Annotated in this window: 21 protein-coding genes and 4 tRNA genes; 13 read left to right on the top strand and 12 right to left on the bottom strand. The window is 62.0% G+C overall.

From position 1 onward, the window contains the following. Window positions 1-488: 488 nt before the first annotated feature. The 4 genes from KF712_15215 to KF712_15200 form a co-directional block, all read right to left on the bottom strand. Window positions 489-1,184, bottom strand: a complete 696-nt coding sequence (locus KF712_15215; GenBank protein MBX3742336.1) for an antibiotic biosynthesis monooxygenase — start codon at window positions 1,182-1,184, stop codon at window positions 489-491. Between the two features lie 66 nt (window positions 1,185-1,250). Continuing rightward, window positions 1,251-2,630 (bottom strand): tRNA (N6-isopentenyl adenosine(37)-C2)-methylthiotransferase MiaB, encoded by a 1,380-nt coding sequence (gene miaB, locus KF712_15210; protein MBX3742335.1) that lies wholly within the window; start codon window positions 2,628-2,630, stop codon window positions 1,251-1,253. A gap of 49 nt (window positions 2,631-2,679) precedes the next feature. Beyond that, the gene (locus KF712_15205; protein ID MBX3742334.1) at window positions 2,680-3,180 is read right to left on the bottom strand and encodes a hypothetical protein; all 501 of its coding nucleotides are present in this window, start codon (window positions 3,178-3,180) and stop codon (window positions 2,680-2,682) included. A 102-nt stretch (window positions 3,181-3,282) separates the two neighbouring features. Next, window positions 3,283-4,377 (bottom strand): alpha-hydroxy-acid oxidizing protein, encoded by a 1,095-nt coding sequence (locus KF712_15200; protein MBX3742333.1) that lies wholly within the window; start codon window positions 4,375-4,377, stop codon window positions 3,283-3,285. Window positions 4,378-4,611: 234 nt separating this feature from the next. Here KF712_15200 and KF712_15195 point away from each other — a divergent pair, with 234 nt between their 5' ends. Next, complete coding sequence (locus KF712_15195) at window positions 4,612-5,061, top strand: DUF2383 domain-containing protein (GenBank protein MBX3742332.1); 450 nt, start codon at window positions 4,612-4,614, stop codon at window positions 5,059-5,061. 53 nt (window positions 5,062-5,114) lie between these two features. On the opposite strand, the gene KF712_15190 is transcribed toward KF712_15195, so the two are convergent. Together KF712_15190 and KF712_15185 are read right to left on the bottom strand one after the other, a co-directional pair. Then, on the bottom strand, window positions 5,115-5,525 hold the full coding sequence (locus tag KF712_15190; protein MBX3742331.1) for a hypothetical protein: 411 nt from the start codon (window positions 5,523-5,525) through the stop codon (window positions 5,115-5,117). A gap of 77 nt (window positions 5,526-5,602) precedes the next feature. Then, window positions 5,603-6,355 (bottom strand): 7-carboxy-7-deazaguanine synthase QueE, encoded by a 753-nt coding sequence (locus KF712_15185; GenBank protein ID MBX3742330.1) that lies wholly within the window; start codon window positions 6,353-6,355, stop codon window positions 5,603-5,605. A 64-nt stretch (window positions 6,356-6,419) separates the two neighbouring features. Here KF712_15185 and KF712_15180 point away from each other — a divergent pair, with 64 nt between their 5' ends. From KF712_15180 to KF712_15165, 4 genes are all read left to right on the top strand, one after another. Continuing rightward, a complete protein-coding gene (locus tag KF712_15180; GenBank protein ID MBX3742329.1) occupies window positions 6,420-6,962 on the top strand; it encodes a cob(I)yrinic acid a,c-diamide adenosyltransferase in 543 nt (180 codons plus the stop codon). A 77-nt stretch (window positions 6,963-7,039) separates the two neighbouring features. Further along, window positions 7,040-7,129: transfer RNA gene (locus tag KF712_15175), tRNA-Ser, on the top strand. Between the two features lie 244 nt (window positions 7,130-7,373). Further along, window positions 7,374-8,021, top strand: a complete 648-nt coding sequence (locus KF712_15170; GenBank protein MBX3742328.1) for a hypothetical protein — start codon at window positions 7,374-7,376, stop codon at window positions 8,019-8,021. A gap of 94 nt (window positions 8,022-8,115) precedes the next feature. Beyond that, complete coding sequence (locus KF712_15165) at window positions 8,116-9,018, top strand: hypothetical protein (protein ID MBX3742327.1); 903 nt, start codon at window positions 8,116-8,118, stop codon at window positions 9,016-9,018. Between the two features lie 79 nt (window positions 9,019-9,097). Here KF712_15165 and KF712_15160 read toward each other — a convergent pair. Continuing rightward, window positions 9,098-9,179: transfer RNA gene (locus KF712_15160), tRNA-Leu, on the bottom strand. 383 nt (window positions 9,180-9,562) lie between these two features. Further along, entirely contained in the window at window positions 9,563-10,729 is a 1,167-nt protein-coding gene (locus tag KF712_15155; GenBank protein ID MBX3742326.1) for an SAM-dependent methyltransferase, read from the bottom strand. Between KF712_15155 and KF712_15150 the strand changes: the two genes are divergently transcribed. From KF712_15150 to KF712_15140, 3 genes are all read left to right on the top strand, one after another. After that, on the top strand, window positions 10,728-13,157 hold the full coding sequence (locus KF712_15150; GenBank protein MBX3742325.1) for a transglycosylase domain-containing protein: 2,430 nt from the start codon (window positions 10,728-10,730) through the stop codon (window positions 13,155-13,157). The two genes, KF712_15155 and KF712_15150, sit on opposite strands and share 2 nt — an antisense overlap. Window positions 13,158-13,208: 51 nt before the next feature. Next, window positions 13,209-14,135 carry a TIM barrel protein gene (locus KF712_15145; GenBank protein ID MBX3742324.1) on the top strand — a complete coding sequence of 309 codons (927 nt, stop codon included), beginning with the start codon at window positions 13,209-13,211 and terminating at the stop codon, window positions 14,133-14,135. Between the two features lie 130 nt (window positions 14,136-14,265). Then, window positions 14,266-14,979, top strand: coding sequence for a hypothetical protein (locus KF712_15140; GenBank protein MBX3742323.1), 714 nt, complete (start codon window positions 14,266-14,268; stop codon window positions 14,977-14,979). A gap of 86 nt (window positions 14,980-15,065) precedes the next feature. Here KF712_15140 and KF712_15135 read toward each other — a convergent pair whose 3' ends face one another. Next, complete coding sequence (locus KF712_15135) at window positions 15,066-17,147, bottom strand: FAD-dependent oxidoreductase (protein MBX3742322.1); 2,082 nt, start codon at window positions 17,145-17,147, stop codon at window positions 15,066-15,068. A 160-nt stretch (window positions 17,148-17,307) separates the two neighbouring features. Here KF712_15135 and KF712_15130 point away from each other — a divergent pair. Then, a tRNA-Gly gene (locus tag KF712_15130) sits at window positions 17,308-17,382 on the top strand. A 52-nt stretch (window positions 17,383-17,434) separates the two neighbouring features. Continuing rightward, window positions 17,435-17,520 (top strand) — tRNA-Ser (locus KF712_15125). A 184-nt stretch (window positions 17,521-17,704) separates the two neighbouring features. Here the strand turns inward: KF712_15125 and KF712_15120 are convergent. Beyond that, entirely contained in the window at window positions 17,705-19,006 is a 1,302-nt protein-coding gene (locus KF712_15120) for a DUF1552 domain-containing protein (protein MBX3742321.1), read from the bottom strand. Between the two features lie 42 nt (window positions 19,007-19,048). Next, window positions 19,049-21,406 (bottom strand): DUF1592 domain-containing protein, encoded by a 2,358-nt coding sequence (locus KF712_15115; protein MBX3742320.1) that lies wholly within the window; start codon window positions 21,404-21,406, stop codon window positions 19,049-19,051. Window positions 21,407-21,596: 190 nt separating this feature from the next. Here KF712_15115 and serS point away from each other — a divergent pair, with 190 nt between their 5' ends. The 3 genes from serS (at window position 21,597) to KF712_15100 (ending at window position 24,181) form a co-directional block, all read left to right on the top strand. Further along, a complete protein-coding gene (gene serS / locus KF712_15110; GenBank protein MBX3742319.1) occupies window positions 21,597-22,877 on the top strand; it encodes a serine--tRNA ligase in 1,281 nt (426 codons plus the stop codon). Window positions 22,878-22,892: 15 nt separating this feature from the next. Beyond that, on the top strand, window positions 22,893-23,597 hold the full coding sequence (locus KF712_15105) for an HAD family hydrolase (protein ID MBX3742318.1): 705 nt from the start codon (window positions 22,893-22,895) through the stop codon (window positions 23,595-23,597). A 77-nt stretch (window positions 23,598-23,674) separates the two neighbouring features. Beyond that, window positions 23,675-24,181, top strand: a complete 507-nt coding sequence (locus tag KF712_15100) for a hypothetical protein (protein MBX3742317.1) — start codon at window positions 23,675-23,677, stop codon at window positions 24,179-24,181. 345 nt (window positions 24,182-24,526) lie between these two features. Here KF712_15100 and KF712_15095 read toward each other — a convergent pair whose 3' ends face one another. Further along, window positions 24,527-25,435 (bottom strand): AraC family transcriptional regulator, encoded by a 909-nt coding sequence (locus KF712_15095; GenBank protein ID MBX3742316.1) that lies wholly within the window; start codon window positions 25,433-25,435, stop codon window positions 24,527-24,529. Window positions 25,436-25,511 lie beyond the last annotated feature (76 nt).

The raw sequence follows: 25,511 nt of genomic DNA, 5'->3' as shown, positions 1-25,511 counted from the left end.
ACCTGCAATGGATGCCCGGAGCATCCCATCGGATGGGGAGCGGAGATGGAGAGATCGATTGAGATGGCTGGTTCCACTTCAGATTGGGTGCCATCCATGAAAGGCAGGGATGCCATTCCATGGCGTCCGGCAGGGTGAATGTTCCGTGGGTGAATGTTCCGTGATTCCTAGGATTACAATTCTTTGGCGATCCTTCCCCTCTCCAGAAGGATCAAGGATCGACGATGGGAAATAGTCCACTTTAGGGTACACGGCGTTGTCTCCGCCGGACGCCATGGAATGGCGTCCCTGCCTAGGAATTCCTTGGCCGCTGCGGCATTGCCCATGAAAATGCTCCAACTCCGGTCAACGGATCCAGAAGCACCCTTAGGAAATGTGGTCGGCCGATCTGACGGTGATGGAAATCTAGCGGTATGTAGCCTTGAAACTACAGAGGCAGGATCAAGATCTGCCATGTCTGAAAGGCCAGCCGCGGGGTCCTATGAAGATCACTTCACGGACAGATCTTTGGCGAAATAGCGCACACGGTTCTCAACCAAGGCTTCGAAGTGCTTGTAGAAATCCGCGACGTATGGGGTGGAAAGATGCTTCGCGTAGGCAGTGGGGCTTTGCCACCGCTCGAACAGGACGAACTTGCCCGCGGGTTCGGTCGACCGGTAGAGCTCGAACGCGAGATTTCCTTCCGCTTTCCGTGCTCCCTCGATGACTTTGTCGAACTCGCTGAGAAACTCTTCCTTGAGCTGCTCCTTCGGTTCGAAGATGACGATGAGGTTTTCGCTTCCGGATAGATCACCGGCGGGAGGCTTTGCGGTGGTTGTCGTGCGGTAGGGCGCCATTTTGATGACTTCCTTCGCGGCGGTCTGTCCCTCATCCCTGACTTTCCAGGCGGCCTGGACGTATGGCTGCTTGAGGTGGTCATCCAGCGCGGCTTGATCGCTCCAAACCTCGAACTGGTGGAAGATCTCGGGAGCATTCTTGTCCTGATAGAAATCGAAGCGGGGAAGGGTCGGCTCCTTGCGGGTCTCTTCGACGCTTTTCCGGACGGCTTCGATGTAGCGTTCGTGGATCTCCGGTTTCACGGAGACCTTGACCCATAGGGCAAGTTCCTCGGCCGGGAGCAATGGGGTGAGGGCCGCGAAGATACCGCACACCCAGGTGGTCCGTGTTTTCAGTCCCGTCATCATGAGGGGAGTATTCCCCATATCGTGGGAAACTCAACCGCTTGTGGCGGGGGGATGGACGCAGGCCGCTCAGACGCCCACCACTTCACCATAAAGCGTGAAGCCGGTGGAGGCGTGGATTTTCACGTCCACCATTTCACCGGTGAGGCGTTCGGCATTGCCGTCGAAAATGACGATCTTGTTCTGGAACGTGCGGCCGGAAAGTTTGGCGGCATTGTTCTTGGACGGTCCTTCGCAGAAAACCTGCTGGGTGGTGCCCACCAGTGCCTCGTGCTTCTCCTTGCAGATGCGGTCAACCACGGCGAGCAGCCGCTTGTTGCGGTCACCTTTCTCCTCTTCGGAAAGCTGGTCTTCCATCTCCGCGGCCGGCGTGTTGCGCCGCTTCGAGTAACGGAAGACGAAGGCGTTGTCGAACTGCAGGCGCTCGACGGTATCGACCGTCGCCTGGAAGTCGTCCTCCGTCTCACCGGGGAAGCCGACGATGATGTCCGTGGTGATGGCGAGGCCGGGCCGGGCAGCCTTCATCTTCTCGCAGATCTCGATGAATTTCTCATTCTTGTATGGACGGCGCATCAGCTTGAGGATGCGGTCCGAGCCACTCTGCATCGGGAAATGGATGTGGGAGGCCAGCTTCGGCAGGTAGGTGAAGGCGGCGACAAGATCGTCCCGGTAGCCGATGGGGTGCGGAGAGGTGAAACGGATGCGTTCGATGCCCTCCACTTCGTGGACGGCCTCAAGGAGCTGCACGAAGGGGGATTTTCCATCCACTTTCGGAAACTCGGTGCGGCCATAGAGGTTCACGATCTGGCCGAGCAGGGTGATTTCCTTTACGCCTTGGGCGGCGAGACCCCGCACTTCCCCGACGATCTCCGCGATGGGCCTGCCGCGTTCCTTTCCCCGCGTGTCCGGGACGATGCAGAAGGAACAGCGCATGTTGCAGCCCTGCATGATCGAGACAAAGGCGGAGGCGTTCTTCGCCTTCGGCAGGTGGTCGCGGATGGTGTTCTGGGAGCCTTCCTCATCCGCGATGTCGCAGACGCTCGCGCCCTGGAGGGAGAGGGACGGATCATCCATGCGGGCCTCCAGCCGGCGGCGGAGAATGGTGTCCACGTAGTCGAAGACCTTGTGGTATTTCTGGGTGCCCACCACCACGTCCAGGCGCGGGATGGTTTGGAAAAGCTCCTCGCCGCGGGACTGGGCCATGCAGCCCATGAAGCCGTAGACCACATGCGGGCGCTTCTCCCGCAGGTTGCTCATCGTCATACCCATCTTGCCGAGCGCCTTCTGCTCCGCCTGGTCCCGGACGGAGCAGGTGTTCACCAGGATGGCGTCCGCCTCGTATTCGTCCGCAGTGACCATGTAGCCGCCTTCGGTGAACATGCGCGCGACTTGCTCCGAGTCGCGCTCGTTCATCTGGCAACCGTAGGTCTTTACGTAAACCTTGGGCATGATCTTAAAGAGGGAACATCGAACGTCCAACACTGGACGTCGGAGGCACTCAGGCGAGCTTCAACCGCTCGTCGGATTCCAGCTTCGCGGTCAGTTCCGGCCAGCCGCCGGGAATCTGAAGGTTGAAGCAGTAAAGATACACGGTGAGCATCTTCGGGTCGAAGATGTCAACGAGCTTGTCGATCGTGGTGCCAAGGCGCTCTGCGTCGAGCTTCTTCGGCAGGTCGCCGACGACGGACCCCTTGCCATCGTGCGGGATTCCCAAGCCGTCGCAGAACATCGCGAGGAGCGACTGCTGTGCGGACATGAGGTAGGCCTGCAGGAGATGCTCGCCGATGGTGTCACAGGCGTTCAGCTTGAGGGTTTTGAGGATCCACGCATATTGCTCCGGAAGGGTCTTTTTCTGGATGAAGACGGGGCGGAGCTTCCGGTTGGTGGCCAGTGTGGCGACGGCGGATTTATAGACATTCCGGTCGTTGGCACGGAACCAATCGAGGATTTCGGTGACAATGGCGGGATCGACTGCGGAGTAAAGTTCGTGCGCTTTCACGTTGACGGGGAAAAATGGAGGACGGCGAGTGAATGCGCTCGGAAGGCCCGTGGCAAGGCCGGAAACCGCAACCCGTTGAGGTGAAATTCACGGCAGGGTCGCTCACTTTTCCGGCCAGAGCGTGGCCGGGGTGATCTCCGCCAAGGAACGAGTGCCGGTGAGGGCCATGGTGATCTCCAGCTCCGCCCGCAGGATTTTGAGCACATGGGCCACGCCGATGGCACCTGCGGCGGCGAGCCCATGCAGATACGGCCGACCGATCATCACGGCGGAGGCCCCCAGGGCGATTGCCTTGAAAACGTCCGTCCCCCGGCGGATGCCTCCATCGAGAAAGATGGGGATGCGTTTGCCGATGCTCTCCGCCACCCGGGGCAGGGCATCGATGCCGGCGGGCAGGGTGTCCAGCGTCCGCCCGCCGTGATTTGATACGATAATGCCGGCAACACCTTGTTCCAACGCGATGACGGCGTCCTGCGGGTCCAGGATGCCTTTGACGAAGACGGGCAGCTTCGTCCGTGCCTGGAGCCATGCCAGATCCTTCCAGGTGGGGGAGGCATCCAGCAGCTCGCTGCCGAAGACCTTCGTGGCCGGGGGAGTCGGCTTCATGCCGCGGAGGTTCACCGCCTCGATCCCCGGAGGCATGCGGAAACCGGCACGCTGCTCGCGGTTGCGGAGGCCGCTGAGGGGGGCGTCCGCCGTCACCACCAGGGCCTCATACCCGGCGACCTCCGCCCTGCGCACCAGGTCGGCGGTGAATTCGCGGTCCTGCTGGATGTAGAGCTGGAACCAGAGCGGGGTCTGGGAGGCGCGGGCGATGTCCTCCAGGGAGGTGCTGGCCTGCGTGCTGACCACCATGGCCGCCTGCATCGCGGAGGCACCCAGTACGGTGGCCAGTTCTCCTTCCGGGTGGAAAAGATGGTGGGAGGCGGTGGGGGCCAGAAAGATCGGGTGCTCGTAGCTCCTCCCCGCCAGGTGGAGGCGGGTGTTCGCCCCTTGGAACTCCCGGAACAGCCGGGGGGAAAGGCGGATGCGCTCGAAGGCGCTGCGGTTCTCCCGGAGGGTGGATTCATCCCCGGCACCACCGGAAAGATAGGCCCAGACGGACGCCTCCAGCCGCTCGTAGGCGAGCACCTCGTAGTCCTCCACGGAGACGATGTCGGGAGGGATGGAGGAGAGAGGAGGGAGGGGCGTGGGCATGGCTGGATGGTCCGTTATCTCTCCGGAGAGCATGCCACGGACCACGACCCGCGCCGATGCAAAATTTTCCCGTCCGCGCGTTCCGCGCCCTCATGCACCTTGCATCCGTTTCATGCGGAATAACTCCGCGAAGCCGTGGAATGCCGGTGTTTTCACGGGAAATCCGTTGGGCACGCGCCGTGCGACGTTGGCGGTAGGACTTTCCAAAGCCCCGAACCCCAACCACCTGCCACCATGAAAACCACGGAATCAAATGAATCATGCATCCGCGTCTGCAACAGCCTGCTCCGCGGGGAGCTTTCCGCTGTCGAGACCTACTCGCTCGCCATCAACCACTACGCCGGGAAGCCCGCTGTCGCGGAGCTTCAGAAGATCCGCACGGAGCACGCCCTGTCCGCGGCCCGCTTGTCCCAGAATGTGCGGGAAATGGGCGGCACCCCCGAGGAGGAATCCGGCGCGTGGGGCGTCTTCGCAAAGGTGGTCCAGGGAACGGCCAATCTCTTCGGCGAGGACTCCGCCTTGGAATCCCTCAAGAAAGGAGAGGAAAAAGGCAGGTCCGACTACGAGGCCGTGCTTGAGGGCGACGAAATGATGCCTTCGCACAAGGAGGTCGTCCGCAGCGAGCTGCTTCCCAGGGTCAACCACCACATTGCGGCTCTGGACCGGCTTGAAAAGCTGGCCTGAGTCCAAGGCAGGTTCGCACGCCGCCGGTCCTTCCGGGCTGGCGGCAACGCCGCTCAGAACCCGATCAAGTTCCCCAGCTCCTGGTCGCTGAAGGCGTCCAGGTGATCCGCGGCGGCGATCAATGCCTCGGTTTCCGCGAGATCCTGTAGATCGTCATAGGGATCGGCCTGTGCAGGAAGCTCCACCGCAGCGAGCGGAGTTTCTGCGGAGATCGGCCCCGACGGTGGATGCGAAAGGAACATGGCGGCCAGTGCCACCGCTGCGGTGACAGCGGCGAATCCAGCAATGGGTGCCGGGGCGAGCAGGCGTTTCCACCACGGCTCCGGGGCTGGTTCAAGCCTGGCCATCCTCACGAGATCATCCGCGAATGAGTCGCGCGCCTTCAACGGTGCGGCTTCATCGAGCAGCTTCCAGACGGCGTCAGATTCCCAGGAATCATCGGGCGGAGGAGTGGAATGGTTCATGGTCGGCGTGGGGATTACACATGGGAAAACCCGGGCTGTGCGAGAAAGTTGCGCCCTTCTTCACGAAAAATTAAGGTTCAGACCCCGCGCTTATCACCCCAGATCCGGACGTGCAGGCGGTCGCAGAAGCGGAAGCGTCGGTCCCTGCAGATTTCCGCCAGCCATTCGGACGTCCGGTCCAGCTCTGCGGAGGTGCGGCCTTCCGGCATCAGCAGGATCCGTTTCCGCGGCAGGCCGTGTTGCAGGATGTAGTGTTCGATCTCCTCCAGATCCGCCGGAGTGGCCACCACGAACTTGAACCATGCATTCGGGTGCAGGGTGAAAAATGCCAGCGCCGCCGGGTTGATGCGCGTTTTCTCCAGCATGCCGGCATTCCCGAGCTTCGGCGAGATGTTGAACTGGTTCACCGCGGCGGCGAACTCCGGCGTGGGGATGCGCGTGCCGTTCGTCTCCACCTCGAACTGGTGCTCCGGATCCTCCGCGCGGATGTGGGAGATGACTTTCAGGAAATCCTCCTGCTGCAGCAGTGGCTCCCCTCCCGTGATGACCGTGCGGTCGCAGTCGTAGGCCAGGATGCGCTCCGCCGCCTCCGCTGGCTCGATCTCGAAGGTCACCTCCTCCTTCACGTGCTTTTTGTAGCCGGGAATGCTGTCCTTTTCATGCGCCCACGGTGTGCCCTCGAAGTTCCACGTGTGGTCTGTGTCGCACCAGAAGCAGCGGAGATTGCAGCGGGAAGCGCGGATGAAGACGGCGGGCGCGCCCGTGCTGATCCCCTCACCCTGGATGGTGTGGAAGATCTCCGGACCGCCGTTGAGCTTCGCCAGCTTCACGGCGACAGTCTAGGACGGGTGAGGAATGAGTCGACTGAAACCCGCGGCTCCCTAGCTTTTCGCCATGGGCAGCATCATCATCACCGGCCGCGGCGATTCCGGGGAAACGGACCTCCTTTTCGGAAAGCGGATTGCCAAATCCTCCCAACGGGTCGCCGTGCTCGGTTGCGTGGACGAGTTGAACGCCGCACTCGGCCTTGCACGGGCCGCCGCGCATGACGGGGAGATCATCCGCCTCATCGACGGCGTGCAGGCGCAGCTTGTCGGCCTCATGGGTGAGCTGGCCTGCGTCCCGGAGGATGTGCCGCGCTACGCGGAGCGGTTCAAGGGGGCGCTGACCATGGAGGACACCCTGCGGATCGAGGAGACGGCGAAGGCCTACGAGGCCCGCGGCATCCGCTTCACCGGTTGGGCGAGGCCCGGAGCGGAAGGCTCCATGATGAAAGCCGGCCTTGATTTCGCCCGCACCATCGCCCGCCGCACGGAGCGGGAGGTTTGGATCCTCCACGAATCCGGCGAACCCATCGGGGAAGCCATCCGCCTTTATTTCAACCGGCTCTCCGATCTGTTCTGGATCCTCGCCAGAGTGGGGGGCGGGGAGGACTGATGCTTTAATTTCGATTCCGATGAAAATCGGTGTTGCCAACCCCGTGGGGAGTTCCTAGCGTCCCCGCCCACTCCTTAGGGCAGGTGTCAGAGTGGTCGAATGAGCACGCTTGGAAAGCGTGTGTGCGGGTAACCGTACCGAGGGTTCGAATCCCTCCCTGTCCGCCATCAAACCCCAGTTCCGCACGCGGAACTGGGGTTTGATGTTTTCATCCGGGAGGGCCGAGAACTCCATCGAGCGGAGCGAGAGGTTAGAAAGCCCCGTGAGCATTCCCGAATCATCTGCGGAAAGCGCAGCCAATCCGCGTGGATGTGCGCAGCGCATCAATCCTTCCTGTTGAGCAGGCACTTCCGGCGGGCAAATATTCTACACGGATGACTGAAAAGTTCCTAGAAACAGGATAACAATCACGTGGTCAAATTTTCGTTGATTGCGAAAATAAAATTCGCTAAATTTGCCACTAGTGTGAATTCTCTCTCCAAAGATTCTCTCGATCAAGCATTCGGAGCACTGTCTGCATTCCTTCACGAGGCGGGAGCGGAGCCGGAGAGTTTCGTATTGATTGGCGGATCAGCATTACTGGCACTGGGCCTCGTCACGCGGGTCACCCGGGATGCGGAAATCCTTGCGAAGGTTGATGCCGGTTTGGGATTGGTGGATCCCCGGCCGCTTTCGCAGTCCTTGCAAATGGCTGCCCTCCGGGTAGCCCGGGAACTGGATCTGGATGATGGGTGGCTGAATACTGGCCCAGCGGATCAGGTGGTTGCAGGACTTCCTGTTGGTTTCTGCGACCGCCTGAGTGCGATGCAATACGGGACACACCTGAAGGTTTATCTGCCGGATCGGTTTGACCTTATCCACTTGAAACTTTTTGCCGCAGTGGATGACGGAGGCGTGGGAAGGCATGTCAAAGATCTGGCTGCGATGTCGCCCAGCGATGGGGAACTGTCAGAGGCCATTAACCGGGTGCTTTCCCAGGATTCCGGCGAGGTCTTTCCGGCACTTGTACGGCAAGCCATGAAAGAAATGGGATATGACCGGATCGTTGGCAGACTTTAGGAGCCTATGCCTTGAGGCGGCACTTGATCTTCTGTGGCGGCAATGGTGCAGCCTCGGAGTGGCGGGGCATGCCCGGGCCGCTGCACCGGGGCGGGTGATCGATCTGGAGGCGCTGATACTGGCGACCACCCGCTTGGGCATTCACGAACCGCGCCTTTTCAACGAGTGCCTCGATTGGCTTTCCCGTTTCGGCTCCTTTGTTCATCTCCAACGGCTCAAGACCTTGCAGGCGGAAACAAAGCTGGCTGATCCGGCCATTCTTTCCGCCATGGCTGCGTGGTTGGTTGAGAAAGGTGGCCAGCCGAAGTGGAAGGCCCATGTAAGCCACGGGCCGGCGAAAGAGAGTATTGGGGCGCTGTCTTCGGGTGAGGGTGAGACGGCTCCGTTGGTTGCCCGCCAAGGAGTGTTCCGGACTCCCGTCAGGATCCGTGGTATGAGCAAGGCTCCGAATCCCACGTTGGCACCGAACCTGTTGTTGTCGTTGCGGGCGTTGATTGGCGTCAGCGCACGGGCGGAAGTGATCCTATGCCTTTCTTCGAGGCCTGCCGCAAATCCGTCGGAGATCGCGCGGTTGACGGGCTACAAGGCCCGCACGATGCAACTCCTGTTGCAGGAAATGCTCTTGTCGGGGCAGGTGTTCGCTTCTGAGCTTCCGGATAGAAAGAAGACGGCGGGCAGGGGGCGCTCCCGCCGCTACCACATGAAGGAACACGATTGGCGCTTTCTCACCGGCGGACAACCTTTGCCGCAGTGGACTGTCTGGCCCCCACTGTGGTCGTTGGTCTGCACGGTGGTGGAGGCATTGCCGGTTTCCGGTGAGCCGGAGAAGCATCAGGCGGTGGTTTCATCGAAAATCAGGGAGAAGCTCGCCGCTGACGGGGAGGCTCTGGCTGCCGCCGGTTTTCTGCCTGCTCTGGATGTCCGCCCCGGCGCTCCGGGTGCGGAACTCCTGGACACGTTGGAGGTTTCGTTGCCGCAACTGTTGGGGGAACTGTAAAAAGAACTGAATGAAGGAACCCGGCAAATGTGGCCGAAAAATGGCCGGCTGGCCTATCCTTTTGTTTGTAGCTTGGAAGTGCCGGGAACAGGACTCGAACCTGCACACCTTTCGATACCAGAACCTAAATCTGGCGCGTCTACCAATTCCGCCATCCCGGCGGGATGTGCCGTCTGTGTAGGGGATGGGGGTGGGATACGGGAAGGAAATTCGCCCTCCCCGCCGATGCGCCGGAGAACCTGATCGATGTCCTGCGGCGCGCATTCATCGAACAGGGCGAGGGCCCTCCGGATTTTTCTTTGCTCGAGGAATCCGGCGATCGCGCCACCCAAAGCGAAAACCGCGGCGACGATCGCCCAACCGGACCAATGGGAGGAAAGGAACAACACAAGAAGACAGGGAGCCAGGAAGTAACCTGAAAATGATCTCTCGCGTTTTCTGAGGGCGGCGAGATCGGAGTCCTTGGAGTAGGCGTCGTAGTTGCGCCGGTGGTCCCTGAACTTTTTCAGGAATCCAATCGTCTTCAGTCGCGACCTTTCAGGATTCATGGGGATTTCAATCCCCCCGGTTGTAGAGGTTCTGGCTCCGGATTCCATGAAAAATCCAGCACATGGAACCTGGTGCCGAGCTGGCCGGGGTGGGTCAGGCTCTGGAACTGCCGCAGCAGGGAGGCGTCCGGGCGGCCTTCCATGGAGAGGAGGAACTCCCGGGCGGCCTCCGTGAGCCAGGCGCTCTGGGTTTTCATGGAATTGATCCGGCAGCCCAAGGCGATGGCGGCGTCCGCTGCGGCGGTGAAATCCACATGGGCGGTGATGTCCTCATCCCCGGGAGCGATGAATGGGTTTTCTCCCGCACGGTGTTTCGAGAAGGTGCGCAGGGTTCCGGTGGTGCGGGCGGGATGGTAGTAGGCTTCGTGGTCGTAGCCGTAGTCGAACCACAGCAGCAGGCCATGGCGGAGAGCGCTGAGGAATGGCCGGAAAAATTCGCCGTAGTCCCGCCGGATCTCGGTCAGATAGCCGTCGGGAAAGTCGCCTGCCGGGCCATGGGGATAGGGCGGACCCTGGGTCATGGCGAATTTTCCACCCTCCTGCGCCACCAGGTATTCATGCCAGATCCCTCCGGCTCTGCCGATGATCTCGAAGGGCAGGGCGTCCAGCACCTCGTTGCCGAAGGCGATACCGGGAAGTGGGGCTGCGGCCAGATCTCCGGCGGAGGCGACGAAGCGGACATTCCCCCATGGCGCGAGTTTTGCCCGCTGGGCGGCCTGGAGACGCGGCAGTGGTTCAGGGATGGCATACTCCAGCGCGGAAAAGGCGGCGGGGGAGATGGACGAGATCTCCGTGAGGATGTCGGCAGCCAGGGTGCCGTCATGTGCCCCCACCTCGATGACGCGCCACGGGGAGGGCTGCTGGTTTTCCTCCCACCAGGCGATGAACCGGCGGGCCAGGATCCTGCCGAAAAGCGGGCCGACACTCACGCTGGTGAAGAAATCCCCCTCACGGCCCACCTGGCGGAGATCCTTCGCGTAGTAGCCGTATTCCGGATGGTAGAGCGCCAGGCTCATGAACTCCGGGAAGGAAATGGGGCCGCAGGAGGCGATTTTTTCTCCGATCACCCGGAGCAACGCGGGGGTTGCGGGAGTGTCGCCGGTCGGGTAGAGGTTGGGGAGCGTCTCCGTCGGCTGTGGCGGGGGTGATCGGAAATCCGGCATGGCAGAGAAAAAAAAGCGCCCCCTCAACAAGAGTCGCAAGAGGCCGTTCTACAAGAGCAAAGGCTTGTGGCTCTCCTTCCTCCTGTTCATCGCGGCGGCCGGAGTCTTCAGCTACGTTTTTCTGGAGCAATACACCCGCCCCTACCGGGAAAGGGCGGAGACCTATGACTTGGACCGCATCAACGACCTGGAGTTGCCGAGCATCATCCTGGACCGGAATGACGAGGAAATCGGCCGGATCTTCCTCGAAAACCGCAGCGTCATCGGCATGGACAAGGTGCCGAAAGTTTTCGTCGATGCCTTGGTGGCGGGGGAGGACTCCCGTTTCGCGAAGCACGGCGGGATCGACTATTGGGGCATCATCCGGGCTGCCTACGAGACATGGAAAGGCAACAGCCAGGGGGCCAGCACCATCACCCAGCAGCTCGCGCGGAATGCGTATGGTCTGCGTGAGGAGGCGATCAAGCGCAAGGAATCCACCATCCAACGGAAGCTGGTGGAGGCCTTCCTCGCCCGCCGGATCGAGAAACACTACAAGAAGGATGAGATCCTCGGGTTCTATGTGAACCGGATCTATCTCGGCAGCAGCTACTATGGCATCCGTTCCGCCGCGCTCGGCTATTACGGAAAGGAGCCGATGGATCTGGAGCCGCAGGAGTGCGCGTCCATCGTTGCCCTTATCAAGAGCCCGAATCCGCTCTCACCGCTGAGGAACCCGAGCGGCAACAAAAACTGGCGGAACTTCGTCCTCGCCCGGATGGGGAAGGAGGGCAGCCTTTCCAAGGCGGAGGTCGCGCGCCTGCAGGCGCTGCCGCTGGGGCTGAACCCGAAGCCGCTGCTGCGGGGGACCACCCACCTGTATGAGAGGATCTTCGACGGGGTGAAGCAGGCGCTGGGTGAGGAAGCCCTCGCGAAAGGTGGATTCAAGGTCCACACCACCATCCTCAGGGATGCGCAGGAAGCGGCGCAGAAGTCGCTGGAGGAAAGCCTCGTGCGGGCGGAGCAGAATCCGCTCTACCGGCGGCAGAAACACGCGGACTACAAGCGTGCCTCCGACAAGCCCCCGGAGTATGTCCAGGGGGCCGTCCTGATGGTCGATCATACCACCGGAGAGGTTCTGGCCCATGTGGGGGGCAGGGACTACGCCCAGTCCAACTACGACTTCATCGAGCTGGGCAAGCGTCCGCCCGGCACGGCCTTTTTCCCGTTCCTCTATGCGGCGGCGCTCGCTTCGGGACAGACACCCTCATCCATGGTGCTGGACGACCACATGGACAACCGCACGGTGATGGTGGGCGGACAGGAAGGCATCGTCGGTGAGTGGGGGCAGGAGGTCAGGGTACCGCAGATCAAACGGAAGAACATCCCGCTGCGTGAGGCCTTCGAATCCTCGAAGATCGCCGCTTCCCTCCGCCTCGGCCAGCAGGTGGGGTTGCAGAAGGTTGTCGATGCGGCGGTGGCCTTCGGTTTCCCCATGCAGAAGACCGAGTTGCTCCCCCGTCTGTGCGTGGGATGGGAGCAGGTATCGATGAAGCAGGCGGTGAGGGCCATCGCCACCTTCGGCAAGGAAGGCAGGGCGGGGGCGTCCGAGCTGGTTTATATCGACCGGGTGGAGGATTCGCGCGGCGCCATCGTCTATCGTCGTCCGCGGGTGACCGTCACTCCGCCGCAGATCGTGGACTCGGCGACCGCGTTCCAGGTCCACAGCATGATGGTGGGCGGAATGGAGAGAGGGGCCGCTGCGGGTGCGCTTGATGGGTTGGTGGAGAAGCCGTTTCCCGGGGCCGGAAAAGGCGGGACGACCCACGACTTTTCCGACAACTGGTTCCTCGGCTACAACAAGCGGGTGAGCTGTGGTGTCTGGACCGGCTTTCTGAGCGGGGCGGGTGACCCGATCTACGAGGGTGCGTTCAGCCGCGATCTGGCGCTGCCCGTTTGGCAGGCCGTGATGAATGCGGCATCCCCCTCCTTCGGCGGCGGTGAGATCAAGGTGCCGCCGACGGTGGTGGAGGTGCCGGTCTGTGCGGAGTCCGGGCAGCGGGCGACCCAGTTTTGCCAGCATGCGGTCGAGAACCGGGAAACGGGCACCGTCCGGATGGAGAGCATGAAGGTGACCGAATACTTCCGCAAAGGGACCGAGAACCTCCCGTTCTGCTCCGTCCATTCCGGCATGATGGCGGATGGCCTCACGCCCAACGCCCAACTGGGCGCCCTCAGCGCCGTGGATGTCAGTCCGGTTGCGCCGAAGGAGCCCGTCTTGCTGGGTGATGATCCCTACCACACGGAGACCCCCTCTTTCGCCCCTTCCTCCGGAGCGCCGGGGCTGATCCGGAAGCGCACCAACGTGCTGGACAGCTTGGACATCGGGGAAGGTGAGGAACGGTTCCGCATGAAACGTCCACCGCGTCTGGTCATCGAGGAGGATTGAATCCGCCGGGGACTTGACAGGGCATGCCAGCCGCTCAGGCTCGCGGGAGCCATGAATCCATCCTCTTCCATCACCGGACGACGTAATTTCCTCAAGACATCGGCCAAGTTCGCCGCCATCACCACGGCTGCCGCTTCACTTTCCCACCGCCTCGGTGCGGCGGAGAATGCCGCCGCGAAAGTAGGGATGAACGGCCGGATCAACCATTCCGTCTGCAAATGGTGTTACAAGGACATCCCGCTGGAGGACCTCTGCGTTGCAGGCAAGGACTTCGGCCTCCAGTCGATCGAGCTGCTGAAGCCGGAGGACATGGAGACGCTCAAGAAGCATGGCATGACCTGCGCCATCTTCAGCAACCCGACCGGCACCACCAAGGACGGAGTGAAGGTCGGCGGCATCGAGAAGGCCTTCAACCGCATCGAGCACCACGACACGCTCATCGAAATTTATGAGCCCTACCTGAAGCAGGTGGCGGATGCCGGCGGCAAGCAGGTGATCTGCTTCTCCGGAAACCGCGATGGGATGGACGACCAGAAGGGCATCGAGAACTGCGCCATCGGCCTGAAGCGCCTGATGCCCATCGCCGAAAAGCTCAACCTCAAGATCACGATGGAGCTGCTCAACAGCAAGGTGAACCACAAGGACTACATGTGCGACCTCAGCACCTGGGGCGTGGAGCTTTGCAAGGCGGTCGGCAGCGAGAATTTCGGCCTGCTCTATGACATCTACCACATGCAGATCATGGAGGGTGACGTCATCGCCACCATCCGGAAGGACAACAAGTACTTCGCCCACTATCACACCGGCGGTGTTCCCGGCCGTGCGGAGATCGACGAAACACAGGAACTCTACTACCCGGCCATCATGAAGGCCATCGTGGACACCGGCTACAAGGGCTACGTCGCCCAGGAGTTCATTCCCAAGCGCGAGGACAAGATCGGCAGCCTGAAGCAGGCGGTCGGCATCTGCGACGTGTGATCCGCCGGAGATCTTCGACTTTCATCAGGAACCGGGGGGCGCATGCGCCCCCCGGTTTTTTTGGGAGGATGCGGTGGTGCCAGATTTCCGTGACAGCGTCTGCGGACAGGGATACCCTTTGAGATTCTGTATGCACGATCCCCACGAAGCATCACGCCGCAAAACGGTGGATTTCCTGAAGGAATTCAGGGACAGGAGGAGGCGCGCCGATGGGGATGATGGCCGAACCGACCTCCAGTTGCTGCGCGGGAGGCTGGTGCCAGCCTACGTGATACTTGCCGCTTGCTTGGTGCTGATCCTGCTGATTGAGGTGAGCGAATGGCCTCTGTGGTTGTATATCACCGCCGCCGTTTCATTCATTGCAGGGATGATCTTCATCAAACTGAGCAACGGAAAAATCGAAGCCGCGATCAGACTGTTCGACGAATGTGCGCCCCAGGAAGCGGGGCACCTGCTCCAACTGCTCGGTGAGCCGGTTCCGGAAGCCCGGCAGAATGTTGTCGGATTCATCGAGAAGTTCAGCAAAAAGCGCAGGAACTTCGATGCCAGCTCTCCGCATACGGATCTGGAGGCTCTCCGCAGTGTGGACATGGTCTCGATTTACTGCTGCTTTTTCTTTTTCTCGATGTGGGTGACAAGGGGTCTTCCCGGTTGGGTCATCGTCGGCGGTCTGCCGGTGCTGCTGATGTGGCTCGCTTACGATTTGGTTCACCAGCGGAAAGTGAAGGCCGCCCTTGGGATATTCGATGAATTCACTCCCCAGAGTGTGGATGAGCTGCTCGCCCTGATGGAGGACGATGGCAAGGAGAGGGCACGGTTGGTGGCTGCCATGGCTTCCGTGTGAATGGCCCGGGGGGATCGCAGCGGACGAAGAAAAAGCGGAACGGTTGCCCGTTCCGCTTTGGATGGATCAGAAGTGGGCCGGTTGGATCACTTCGGCAGCCACTGGACCGCGTCGGCGATGACGTGGCCGTCGGAGCCTTCGTTCGAGATGGTGACCTTGGCGTCCTCACCGAACTCGAACGTGCCGAGGCTGGTGAAGAGTCCTTCGATCTCCGGCTTCTTGCGCTGGTTGACGGTCACGACCTTGTCGCCGTCCTTCGCGCCGATGATGAATTTGGCTTTCGTCGAACGGTTGGCGAGGTCCGCATAGGAAACGCGGACTTCGTATTTCCCGGCCTTCGGCAGCTTCGCTTCGAACAGGGCGGTTTTCACACCCAGGTCGCGCTCGTTCTGGTCGTGGCGGTAGGCGAGGGCGACGTAGTCACCGCCTTTGCCTTCGGACCATTCGCCGACGAACTTGGCGTTGTTGTCATCGACCACGGTGCCTTCCAGCTTGCTGACCGGCTTGCCCTTGATGAGATGCGGGGCTTCCAGGATCTGGCCGTCGGCCAGCAGGCGCTCGCGCAGCTTCGCATACGGGACGTCCTGGACGGTGCTCTTGTCATCGATGGCCATGACCGCGGCGGTGGCGGCGGACTGGGCCAGGATCATGAACACCGGCTCCATGCGGATGGAGCCGAAGGCGATGTGCGTGCTGGAGACACAGACCGGCACCAGCAGGTTGTCCGCCTGGCCTTTCTTCGGCACCAGCGATCCGTAGGCGATCTCGTAGGGTCCGTTGGTGGAGACGCCGATGTCGCCTTCGTTCTGCACGTAACCTTCCGGCGTGATGTAGCGCTGGATGTTGTGGGAGTCGATGGTGTAGGAACCCATGCCCACGGATTCCGGGGTCGGCTTCTTCTTGCGGAGTTCGTTTTCGGTCATGACGAAGGCTCCGACCATGCGGCGTGCCTCGCGGATGTAGAGCTGCGGGGACCAGTTGCCGTTGTCGGTGTACTCATCCTTCGGCAGGCCCCAGCGGGCCATCTCCTTGCGGACGTTCTCCGGCACGCGCGGGTCGTTCTGGACGAACCATAGCCAGCCCTGCTGGTAGTCGATGTGCTCCTGGATGATCTCCTTCCGCTTCTCGTAGGAGGCCTCGGGATACTCGTGGTTGTAGCCGATGTTGTCGGTGCTGAACGGTCCGTGGTTGTTGGTGTCCGTCTTGTGGTTCGGGATCGGGTCGAACTTGCCGAAAGTCTCCGTCCAGCCTGCTTCATAGATCCGGGCGAGCAGCTCGTACTGCTTCGGGTCGTAGTTCGCCGGCTTCTTGAATGGCACGCGGTTCGGCTCATGGTCCGTGAGGCACATGCGGAAGCAATAGGCCTGGATGCCCTTGTCCGCCTCGCCCTTCTTGCCCGGGTCGCCGGGGTTGATGCGTGGCAGGACGCCGCTGGATTTGTCACCCTTCACGACGTAGGGATCGACCTTTTCCTTCAGCACGCCGAAGTGGTGGCGGTGGTGGAGCACGCCCACCTGCACGCCGTTGTGCTCCTCGTCATACTGGCTGTTCGCCTCCCGACCCACGTGGTACTCCACCTTCGCGGCGGCCATCAGGTCGCCCTCATAGGTGGCGTCGATGAACATCTTTCCGCTGTAGGTCTTTCCGCTCAGGGTGGTGATCTCCGTGATCCTGGTGCCCTCCTTCTTGACGCCCTTCTCACGGTCCAGCCACTCGTCGCGGTGGACGGGGATGTTGAACTCCTTCACGTAGTCCTCGAAGACGGCTTCGGCCACGTGGGGTTCGAAGATCCACATGGTGCGGTTCTCACCGTCCATGGCCGGGGTGCCCTGGCCCTTGTTGCCGTATTCGTCCTTCTTCTGCCACTTCCAGGCCTCCGGCTTCTGGTAGTGCTGGTACACGCGGTGGTAGAAGTCGCGGGAAAGCCCGCCGATCACCGCCTTGTTGCCGGTGTCGGTGAAGCCGAGGCCGCCGGACGAAAGGCCGCCGAGGTGCTTTTCAGGCGCGACGATGATGGCGGTCTTGCCCATTTTCTTCGCCTGCACGGCGGAGATCACACCGGCGCAACTGCCGCCGTAGATGACAAGATCGTATTCTTCCGCCGCTTGGGCGGAGATCAGGCCCGCGCCAACGAGCGACAGGATGAGGTATCGGGTTTGGAATTTCATGGATGGGTCGATTCGGTCCACTAAAAAGGAAGATCACGCTCCATGACGGAAGCCTTAAATGCCCCCTGTCGAAAATCGGGGGAAAATTCCAACGCAGACAAATCAACCCTTGCACGTCACCGGGTGCGGTTATTAGACCCCTCCCGCGCAACCTGCGTGCGCGGGCGTAGCTCAACGGTAGAGCGCCACCTTCCCAAGGTGGATGTTGTGAGTTCGAATCTCATCGCCCGCTCCAGGTTTCCATCCTGGTGGGAGCTTTTCATTTCACTCCGGAAGGCGAATGGACAGCCAGGCCCGTTCATCGGGTTGCAGCCATCTTTCCGAAGATGGACGGCGGGAAACCGTTCTGCGGGTTCGAATCCCGCCCGGGGTGCCTGGTGTTTTAGAAAGGAGGGTGGACACTCCTGTCCACCGGCGGCATTGGCAAATCATGAAGATTTACCGCAAAGACGCAAACCTCCAAGAGATCGCGAAGGTGATTCGCGCCATCTCCTATTTTCCACCGTTGCCCTGTGTTCCTGTTGCAGTCGGTGGACAGGAGTGTCCACCCTCCTTACTCAGGACGCGATGGACTCCAGCTTTCCGTTGGAGTCGCCGATGCGCTCCGCCTTCACGTTCATGCGGTCGAGCAGGGAAAGGTAGAGGTTGGTCATCGGCGTGCCTTTCGGCGCTTCGATCACGCGGCCTTGCTTGAGAGTGCCGTTGCCTCCGCCTGCGAGGAGGATCGGGAGGTCGTTGTGGTTGTGGCGGTTGCCATCGGCGATGCCACCGCCAAAGACGATCATGGAGTGGTCGAGCAACGTGCCGCTGCCTTCCTTGATGGAGCGCATCTTCTCAAGGAAGTAGGCGAACTGCTCGATGTAGAATTTGTCGATGAGGGCGATCTTGGCGAGGATTTCCGGATCGCCGCGGTGATGGGAGAGCTGGTGGTGGGCGTCCGTCACGCCGATTTCGCCGAAGGTCCGGTTTGATCCGTCGTGGGCGAGCAGGTAGGTGGCGACCCGGGTGCTGTCCGTCTGGAAGGCCAGCACCATCATGTCAAACATGGTGCGGATATGGTCCTTGTAGGTTTCCGGCACGCCGTTGGGCCGGAGTTCCTCCGGAGCCTCGATGCGGAATTTCTCCGCCTGCTGGATGCGGCTCTCCACATCCCGGACGGAGGTGAGGTATTCGTCCATTTTCGCCTTGTCGGAGCCGTCGAGGCGGCTGTTGAGGCGCTTCGCGTCCTCCATGACGAAGTCCAGCACGCTCTTCTGGTGGAGCCTGCGGCGGGAGTCCTCCTTCGGGTCCCCGGAGCCGAACATTTTCTCGAACACCAGCCGCGGGTCCCGCTCGGCGGGAGCCGGGGTCGCCTCACCCCGCCATGCGAGGTTGAACTGGTAGGCGCAGGAGTAGCCGGAGTCACAGTTGCCGGAGCGGCGGGGTGGGTCCGTGGAAAGTTCCAGCGAGGGCAGGCGGGTGAGGTGGCCGAGCTGCTGGGCGGCCACCTGATCGACGGACACGCCGAGCTTGATGTCCGCGCCGGAGGTTTTGCGGGCCTGCACGCCGGTCAGGAAAGTGGCGTTCGCGCGGGCGTGGTCGCCTCCGCCGTCACCATTGGAGTTCGCATACTTGTGGTCGAGCCCGCGCATTACGGAGTAATGCTGGCGGAGCGCGGAGAGAGGGGACAGGGATTCGGAGATGTTCTCCGTGCCCTTTGGCTGCCACAGGTCCAGGTTCACCCCGTTCGGGATGTACACGAAGCCAAGCCGGGTGGGTGCGGCGGCCGCGGCGGCGGGTGCGGCTCTGACGATCGACTGGAGGCTGGGCAGGGCGAGGGTGCCTGCGATGCCCTTGAGGAAAGTGCGGCGTGAACTCATGGCTTTGCGTAAGAGGGTTGGAAGAGGGAATTATTCGGAATTTCAGTCGCGGCGGAACTGGAACGGGACGGAGGTGACGACAGCATGGATCAGTTGGGCGAAGCGCCCGCCATCGGCATCCGTCTTTGCGACGATGGTTTCGACCGCCGGACGGTCATACCAATCGACCCCGCGGCCCAGCGCGTAGGTGAGGAGTTTTTCCGCCATCGCCTTGTGGAAGGCATGGCGGTTGTCGTTGGAGATGATCTTCATCAGATCCTGCGGGCCGGCGAAGGATTGGCCGGTGACGAGGGTGCCGGAGGCGTTCACGGGGATCGCGCCTTCTTTCTCGCGCCAGCGTCCGACGGCGTCGAAGTTCTCCAGCCCGAAGCCGATGGGGTCCATCAACGCGTGGCAGGAGGCGCAGGCGGGGTCATCCCGGTGCCTTTCCATCTGCTCGCGCAGGCTCTCTTTCTTCTTGCTGCCACCGGTGGCGGTGAGCTGCGGCACGTTCGGCGGGGGCGGTGGGGCGGGGGTGTGCAGGAGGTTTTCCAGGATGTACTGGCCGCGCAGCACGGGTGAGGTGCGGTTCGGGTAGGAGGTCAGCACCAGGAAGGAACCGTGGCCGAAGATGCCGCGCCGGGGCGTATCCTTCAGGGACACTTTCCGGAACTCATCACCCTCCACACCCGGGATGGCATAGTGCTTCGCCAGCTTGTCGTTGATGAAGGTGTAGTCCGCCGTGAGCAGGGTGTCCACCGGGAGGTTTTCCTGGAGGATGTTGGCGAAAAGCATTTCCGTCTCCCTCCGCATCAGCGGTGCCAGACGGTCGTCGTAGAACGACGGGAACATGTAGCGGTTGGGGAAAGCCCCGGAAAGGTTCCGGAGTTGCAGCCACTGGCCGGCGAAGTTCGAGGTGAATGCCTCCGCCTTCTTGTCCGCCAGCATCCGAGCGATCTGCTGCGGCAGGTTCTCGCGCAGCTTCCCGGCGCTGGAGAGCTTCATCAACTCGTCGTCCGGCATCGTGCTCCAGAGGAAATATGACAGCCGGGCGGCCAGCGCATGTTCGGAGATGAGCTGGCGGCCGCCCTTCGCCGTGCCGATGCCCGGCTCTTCGCGGAAAAGGAAGGTCGGGGAGATCAGCATGGCCTCCAGTGCGTGGCGGATGGCTTCCTCCACCGGCTTGCCCTGCGATTTGGCGAGGCGGTTGAAGGCGAGATAGCGCTCGATCTCACCGGACTCCGCCGGACGGCGGAATGCGCGCCGCGCGAAGCGGTTGAGGACCTCCAGCATGTAGGCATCGTCCGTCAGGTCGTTCGCCCTCTCACCATAGATCCTGCGGTGGGTCTCTGGGCGCGGGGCCATCGGCCCGTCGAGCGGGCCTTCCACGATGACCTGCTTCACCAGCAGGTTACGGTCGCGCTCCTTCGGGTCCGGGTTCGCGGCGTCGTAGAAGTCATTGGTGAAGGCGATGCCCACCTTCGTGTTCGCCTTTCCCTCGACCCGGATCTCGGCTTCATAGGTCTCCAGCTTGGAGCGGAGATTTTTCACCTCCCATGTGTGGGCGTCCGCGCCATCCAGCCGCAGGACCATCTTCGCCGGTTCCTTGGCGATGGCTTCCGCGCCGGCCCGGACCATGAACTTGTAGCGTCCCGGCGGCAGCTTGAACTCCCTCACCGCCTCCGCATTCGCGAAAAAGAAGAAGCCTTCCTTGTCACGGTTGCCATTGCCCTTGAATTCATGGCCGTTGACGACCCTCTGCGGAAGACGCAGCGGACCGAGATCGATCGCCAGATTGAGGGCGACACGGGCCGCTTCCAGGTAACGCTCCAAGTGGGCCGGGGAAAGGGTGAGCACGTCCCCGATATTGTCGAAGCCGTAGCCGCTGTCGTCCGCGGGCAGGATCTCATCCACATTCACGTTCACCCCCAGCAGGTCGCGGATGGTGTTCCTGTATTCCGTCCGGTTGAAACGGCGGAGCGTCACGTGGCCCGGGTCCGGGTTGTTCGGATCGACGGGGAACACCGCGTCGTCGATCCATGAAATGAGCTTCTTCCGGTTGACGTCATCCGGAGCATCCTCGTCCGGTGGCGGCATCAGGCGGAAGTCGATGTGGTCGCGGATGCGCTTCCAGACATCCCGGTCGGCGATCATCGCGTCGATGTCCGCGTAGTGGTCCATCGCCAGCTCCCCCTTTTTCGAGCCGTCGCCATGGCAGTCGTAGCAATAGGTCGTGAAGATGGGCAGGATCTCCTTCTTGTAGGTCTCCGCGAGCTGGGCTTTCGAAGGGGCTGCAGCCGGGGCCTTCACGCTCACCGGCTCCGCTGCCCGGACACTGGCACTGGAAAACGAAATGCCCGCAGCCACGAAAGCCGGGATGCTGCGTGTGGCGGAGCGGAGGAAAGAGAGCGGAAAACCCATCGTGTATCTGCACGAACATACGTCACGACGGGCCAAAATCTGACATAAATATCAGGAATTTCATCACACGGAAGGGGTATTTCCCCGGATTTCACGCGGTTTTCTGAAAGCGGATTCCCGGCGCCCGGGTGCCTTTCCCGCCGAGCTTTCGCTTGAACGCGCATCGGCGGCCCGCAAGACTCACCCCGCCATGCTCGACATCCGCGTCATCCGCGAAAACCCCGACCTCGTCAAAGAACGCCTCAAAACACGGGGCGGCGACCACTGGAAACTGGTCGATGAGGTGCTTGCCTGCGACGAAACCCGTCGCGCCGCCGAAACCACCAAACAGGCGTTCCAAGGCTCCCGGAAGTCGATTTCCAAGAACATCGGCGGGATGAAGGCGCAGGGGCTGGACAGCTCCGAGCTGGAGGCCGAGGTGCGTGGCATCAACGAGAAAATCGTCGAGCTGGACGCCGAGGCGGAAACCGCCACCGCGAAACAGCAGGAACTCCTGCTCAATATCCCGAATCTGCCGCATGACGCCTGCCCGGTAGGCAGCGACGAGACTGCGAACCCGGTGGTGCGCGAGTGGGGGCCGAAGCCCGCGCTGGAAGCTCCGAAGGACCACGTCGAACTCGCGCTCGCCCACAAGCTCATCAACTGGGAGGACGGCATCCGCATCGCTGGTTCGGCATTCGTCGTCTATCGCGGCAAGGGGGCGAAGCTGGAGCGCGCGCTGATCAACTTCCTTTTGGATACCCAGACGGCGAACGGCTATGAGGAGGTGAATGTTCCGCACCTCGTGAAGCGGGAGTGCATGGAAGGCACCGGCCAGCTCCCGAAATTCGAGGATGACATGTATGGCACGGATGCGGACGAGAACGGCATCAATGGCCTGTTCCTCGCCCCCACCGCGGAGGTTCCTGTCACCAATCTCCTGCGCGACACCATCCTCTCCGAGGCCGAACTGCCGGTGAAAATGGTGGCCTACACGCCATGTTTCCGCCGTGAGGCGGGATCGGCCGGCCGTGACAACAAGGGCATCATCCGCATGCACCAGTTCGACAAGGTGGAGCTGGTCCAGATCGTCCACCCGGACCAGGGGCTGGAGGTGCTGGAGCAACTGACCGGTCATGCGGAATCCATTCTCCAGAAGCTGGGGCTGCACTACCGCACCATCGAGCTTTGCACCGGAGACCTCGGCGCGAATTCGTCAAAGACCTACGACATCGAGGTCTGGGCTCCCGGCCACGGCAAGTATCTGGAGGTTTCAAGCTGCTCATGGTTCAGCGATTTCCAAGCCCGCCGGATGAAGACCCGTTTCAAGGATGCCGAGGGCAAGAATCGCTTCCCGCACACGCTCAACGGCTCCGGCACCGCCCTGCCGCGGCTCTACGTCGCGCTGCTGGAGCAATACCAGCAGCCGGACGGCTCCATCCGCATCCCGGAGGCGCTGGTGCCCTACTTCGGTGCGGAGAGCATCGGGTAAGACAACCTCAGTCCCATGGCCGGTTACCTGATCTGGGACTTCGATGACACGCTCGCCCGCCGGGATGGGCGGTGGAGCGGAGCCTTGGCCCAGGCGTCGGCAACGGAGGGCGTGGTGGTGGATGTCGCCGCGCTGAAGCCATACCTGCGCGAGGGCTTCCCGTGGCACTTGCCGGAAACCATCCGCGTGGATGAACCGGCGGACGCATGGTGGGCGCGGCTGGAAGCGTTGTTCGTCATCGCGTTGGAAAACGGCGCGGGGATGGGGCGTGAGGCGGCACTCCGCGCGGCGGGCCGGGTGAAGGAGATCTACTGCGAGCCTTCCGGATGGGAGGTTTTTGCGGATGTGGTGCCCGCCTTGGAGCGTCTTTCCGCGGCAGGCTGGCGGCATGTGATCCTCTCCAATCACGTGCCCGAGCTGGAGGATCTGGTGGCGGCTCTCGGACTGGCACCGCATTTCGAGATCATCTTCAGTTCCGGCCTCACTGGTGTCGAGAAGCCGCACCCTTCCGCGTTCCAAATGGTGCGCGGGTATGCTGGAGACGGCGTGAGGATCGTGATGATCGGAGATAGCTGGGTCGCGGATGTCGGCGGTGCGACCTCGGCAGGGCTGGAAGCGGTGTTGGTAAGGAAGGCCCACCCGGAAGCGCGGTGGTTCTGTGACGGACTGGCGGGATTGGCGGATGTGCTCGAATCCATCACGGTCGGCAACAAGGGGTAGCGAAGGTCTCACGACCTTCGCTACCCCGGAGATTCCCTGCTATACTTTCCGGTGGTTTGCCGTATCAGTGCTCCATCATGATCCGCCATCTTGCCATCCTTTCCGCCCTGGTCGCCCCGCTGTATGCCGCCGAGATCGAAGTCGCCGGTCTGAAATTCAAGGCCGCCGATGGTTGGAAGGCTGCGGAGGAAGCACGGCCGATGAGCGCGGGCAGCCTGGTGAAGGAAGGCGAGCCGAAGCTCGAGGCGATCTTCTACCACTTCCCCGGCGGACAGGGCGGCAGCGTGGACGCGAACCTCGCGCGCTGGCAGGGCCAGTTCGCTCCGGAGCCGGCTCCAACGTTGGAGAAGGAAACCGTGAAGGCGGGTGACAAGGAAATCGTCATCGCCACCATCACCGGCACCTACAAGGGTTCCACCATGCGCCCTGAGCCGGTGCCGCTGGAGAACCACGTCACGCTCGCCGCCATCGTGCCCGGCCCGCAGGGGAACGTCTTCATCCGCCTGAACGCGGCGAAGGACGGAGCGGACAAGGTGAAGGCGGAGTTCAAGGCGCTGGCCGCCTCCCCCTATCCGGCGAAGTGAGCTGGGAGATGGATGGCGCAGCCATGGTGTAGCGGCATGACTTCGTCATGCCGGCGGGGAAGATCCGCCCTGATCCTGAGATCCCACTGCTGGTGGTCGCCTGCCGCCCGTCCGTCCGCGGATGGAGCGCCGGAAGGCAGGTGACATCCGCCCAACCGTCATGGTGCAGCCATGACGCTACATCCCGTCATGCTTGTGATATCATCCACCAGGGAAGTTCCCTTTCACCTGGCGATACGCGCACCCCACCCGCCATTCATGCCGTCACGGATTGAAGAATCCCCTTCATCTCCTATCCGCGTTCATCTGCGGTTTGACGATCTTCCTTCACGGGGGCGGCACCCTTCACAGCCTTATCATCGCCGCGCGCATTTCCTCCGCGACGGCGGCGGGCGTGTTGCCGAAGTAGCGCTTGAACTCACGGCTGAACTGGGAGGCGCTTTCGTAGCCCACCTCCCGCGCGGCGGTGCTGGCGGTGAAGCCATCGTGCGCCATGAGCATGCGGGCCTTCTGCAGGCGGATGTTTTTCAGATACTGCAGCGGAGGGGAGGAGGTCACGGCCTTGAAGTGGCTGTGGAAGGCGGAGACACTCATGCCCGCATCCGCCGCCAAGGTGGAGATGTCCACGGACTTCGCGTAGTCCGCGTGCATGCGGGAAAGGGCGCGGCGTATCTGACCGAAATGGCTGTGCGGAGTGGCCAGCGCACGTAGGGTCCCGCTGCGCTCCCGCAGCAGCGCCCGGTAGATGACCTCCCGGATGATCTGCGGGCCGAGGATGCGCGTGTCATCGTCATTCCGCAGGCAGAGCAGCAGGCGCAGCACGGTGTCCGAAAGCTCCCCGTCGAGCGGATACGAGCGTAGGGCCAGCGTCTGCGGCTCAGTGACCGGAGGCAGGTTCCGGATCTCCATCACCAGCTCCGCGACGATGGCGGGACTCACGCTGATGGCCACCCCCAGCATCGGCTCCTCGGGTGAACCCTCCGTATCGCACTCGAACGGCAGCGGCAGGGACAGAACCAGGTAGTTTCCCGGACCGTAGTTGAAGGTCTGCCCGCCGATGTGGCCTCGCTTCATTCCTTGGGCGATGACGACAATGCCAGGCTCATAGGTCACGGGCACGCGCGGCCAGTTTTCCGTGGAGCGCATGAGCCGCACCCCGGGAAGGGCGGAGGGTCGAACCCCCTCCTCAGAGGTGAGTTCCTCAAGCAGGCTGATGAGTGTTGGCTTCGAGTTCATGGAGAAATAAGCAATCATGATGGCTGTTTTGGCAATTTAGATCCGCATGAGTGTAGAATCGGGCAATCATTCGGGAGGTGTGGGTATTGTGGAT

The organism is Akkermansiaceae bacterium, assembly GCA_019634595.1.
Classification (GTDB): domain Bacteria; phylum Verrucomicrobiota; class Verrucomicrobiia; order Verrucomicrobiales; family Akkermansiaceae; genus Luteolibacter.
This window is presented reverse-complemented; position numbering and strand designations above follow the sequence as displayed.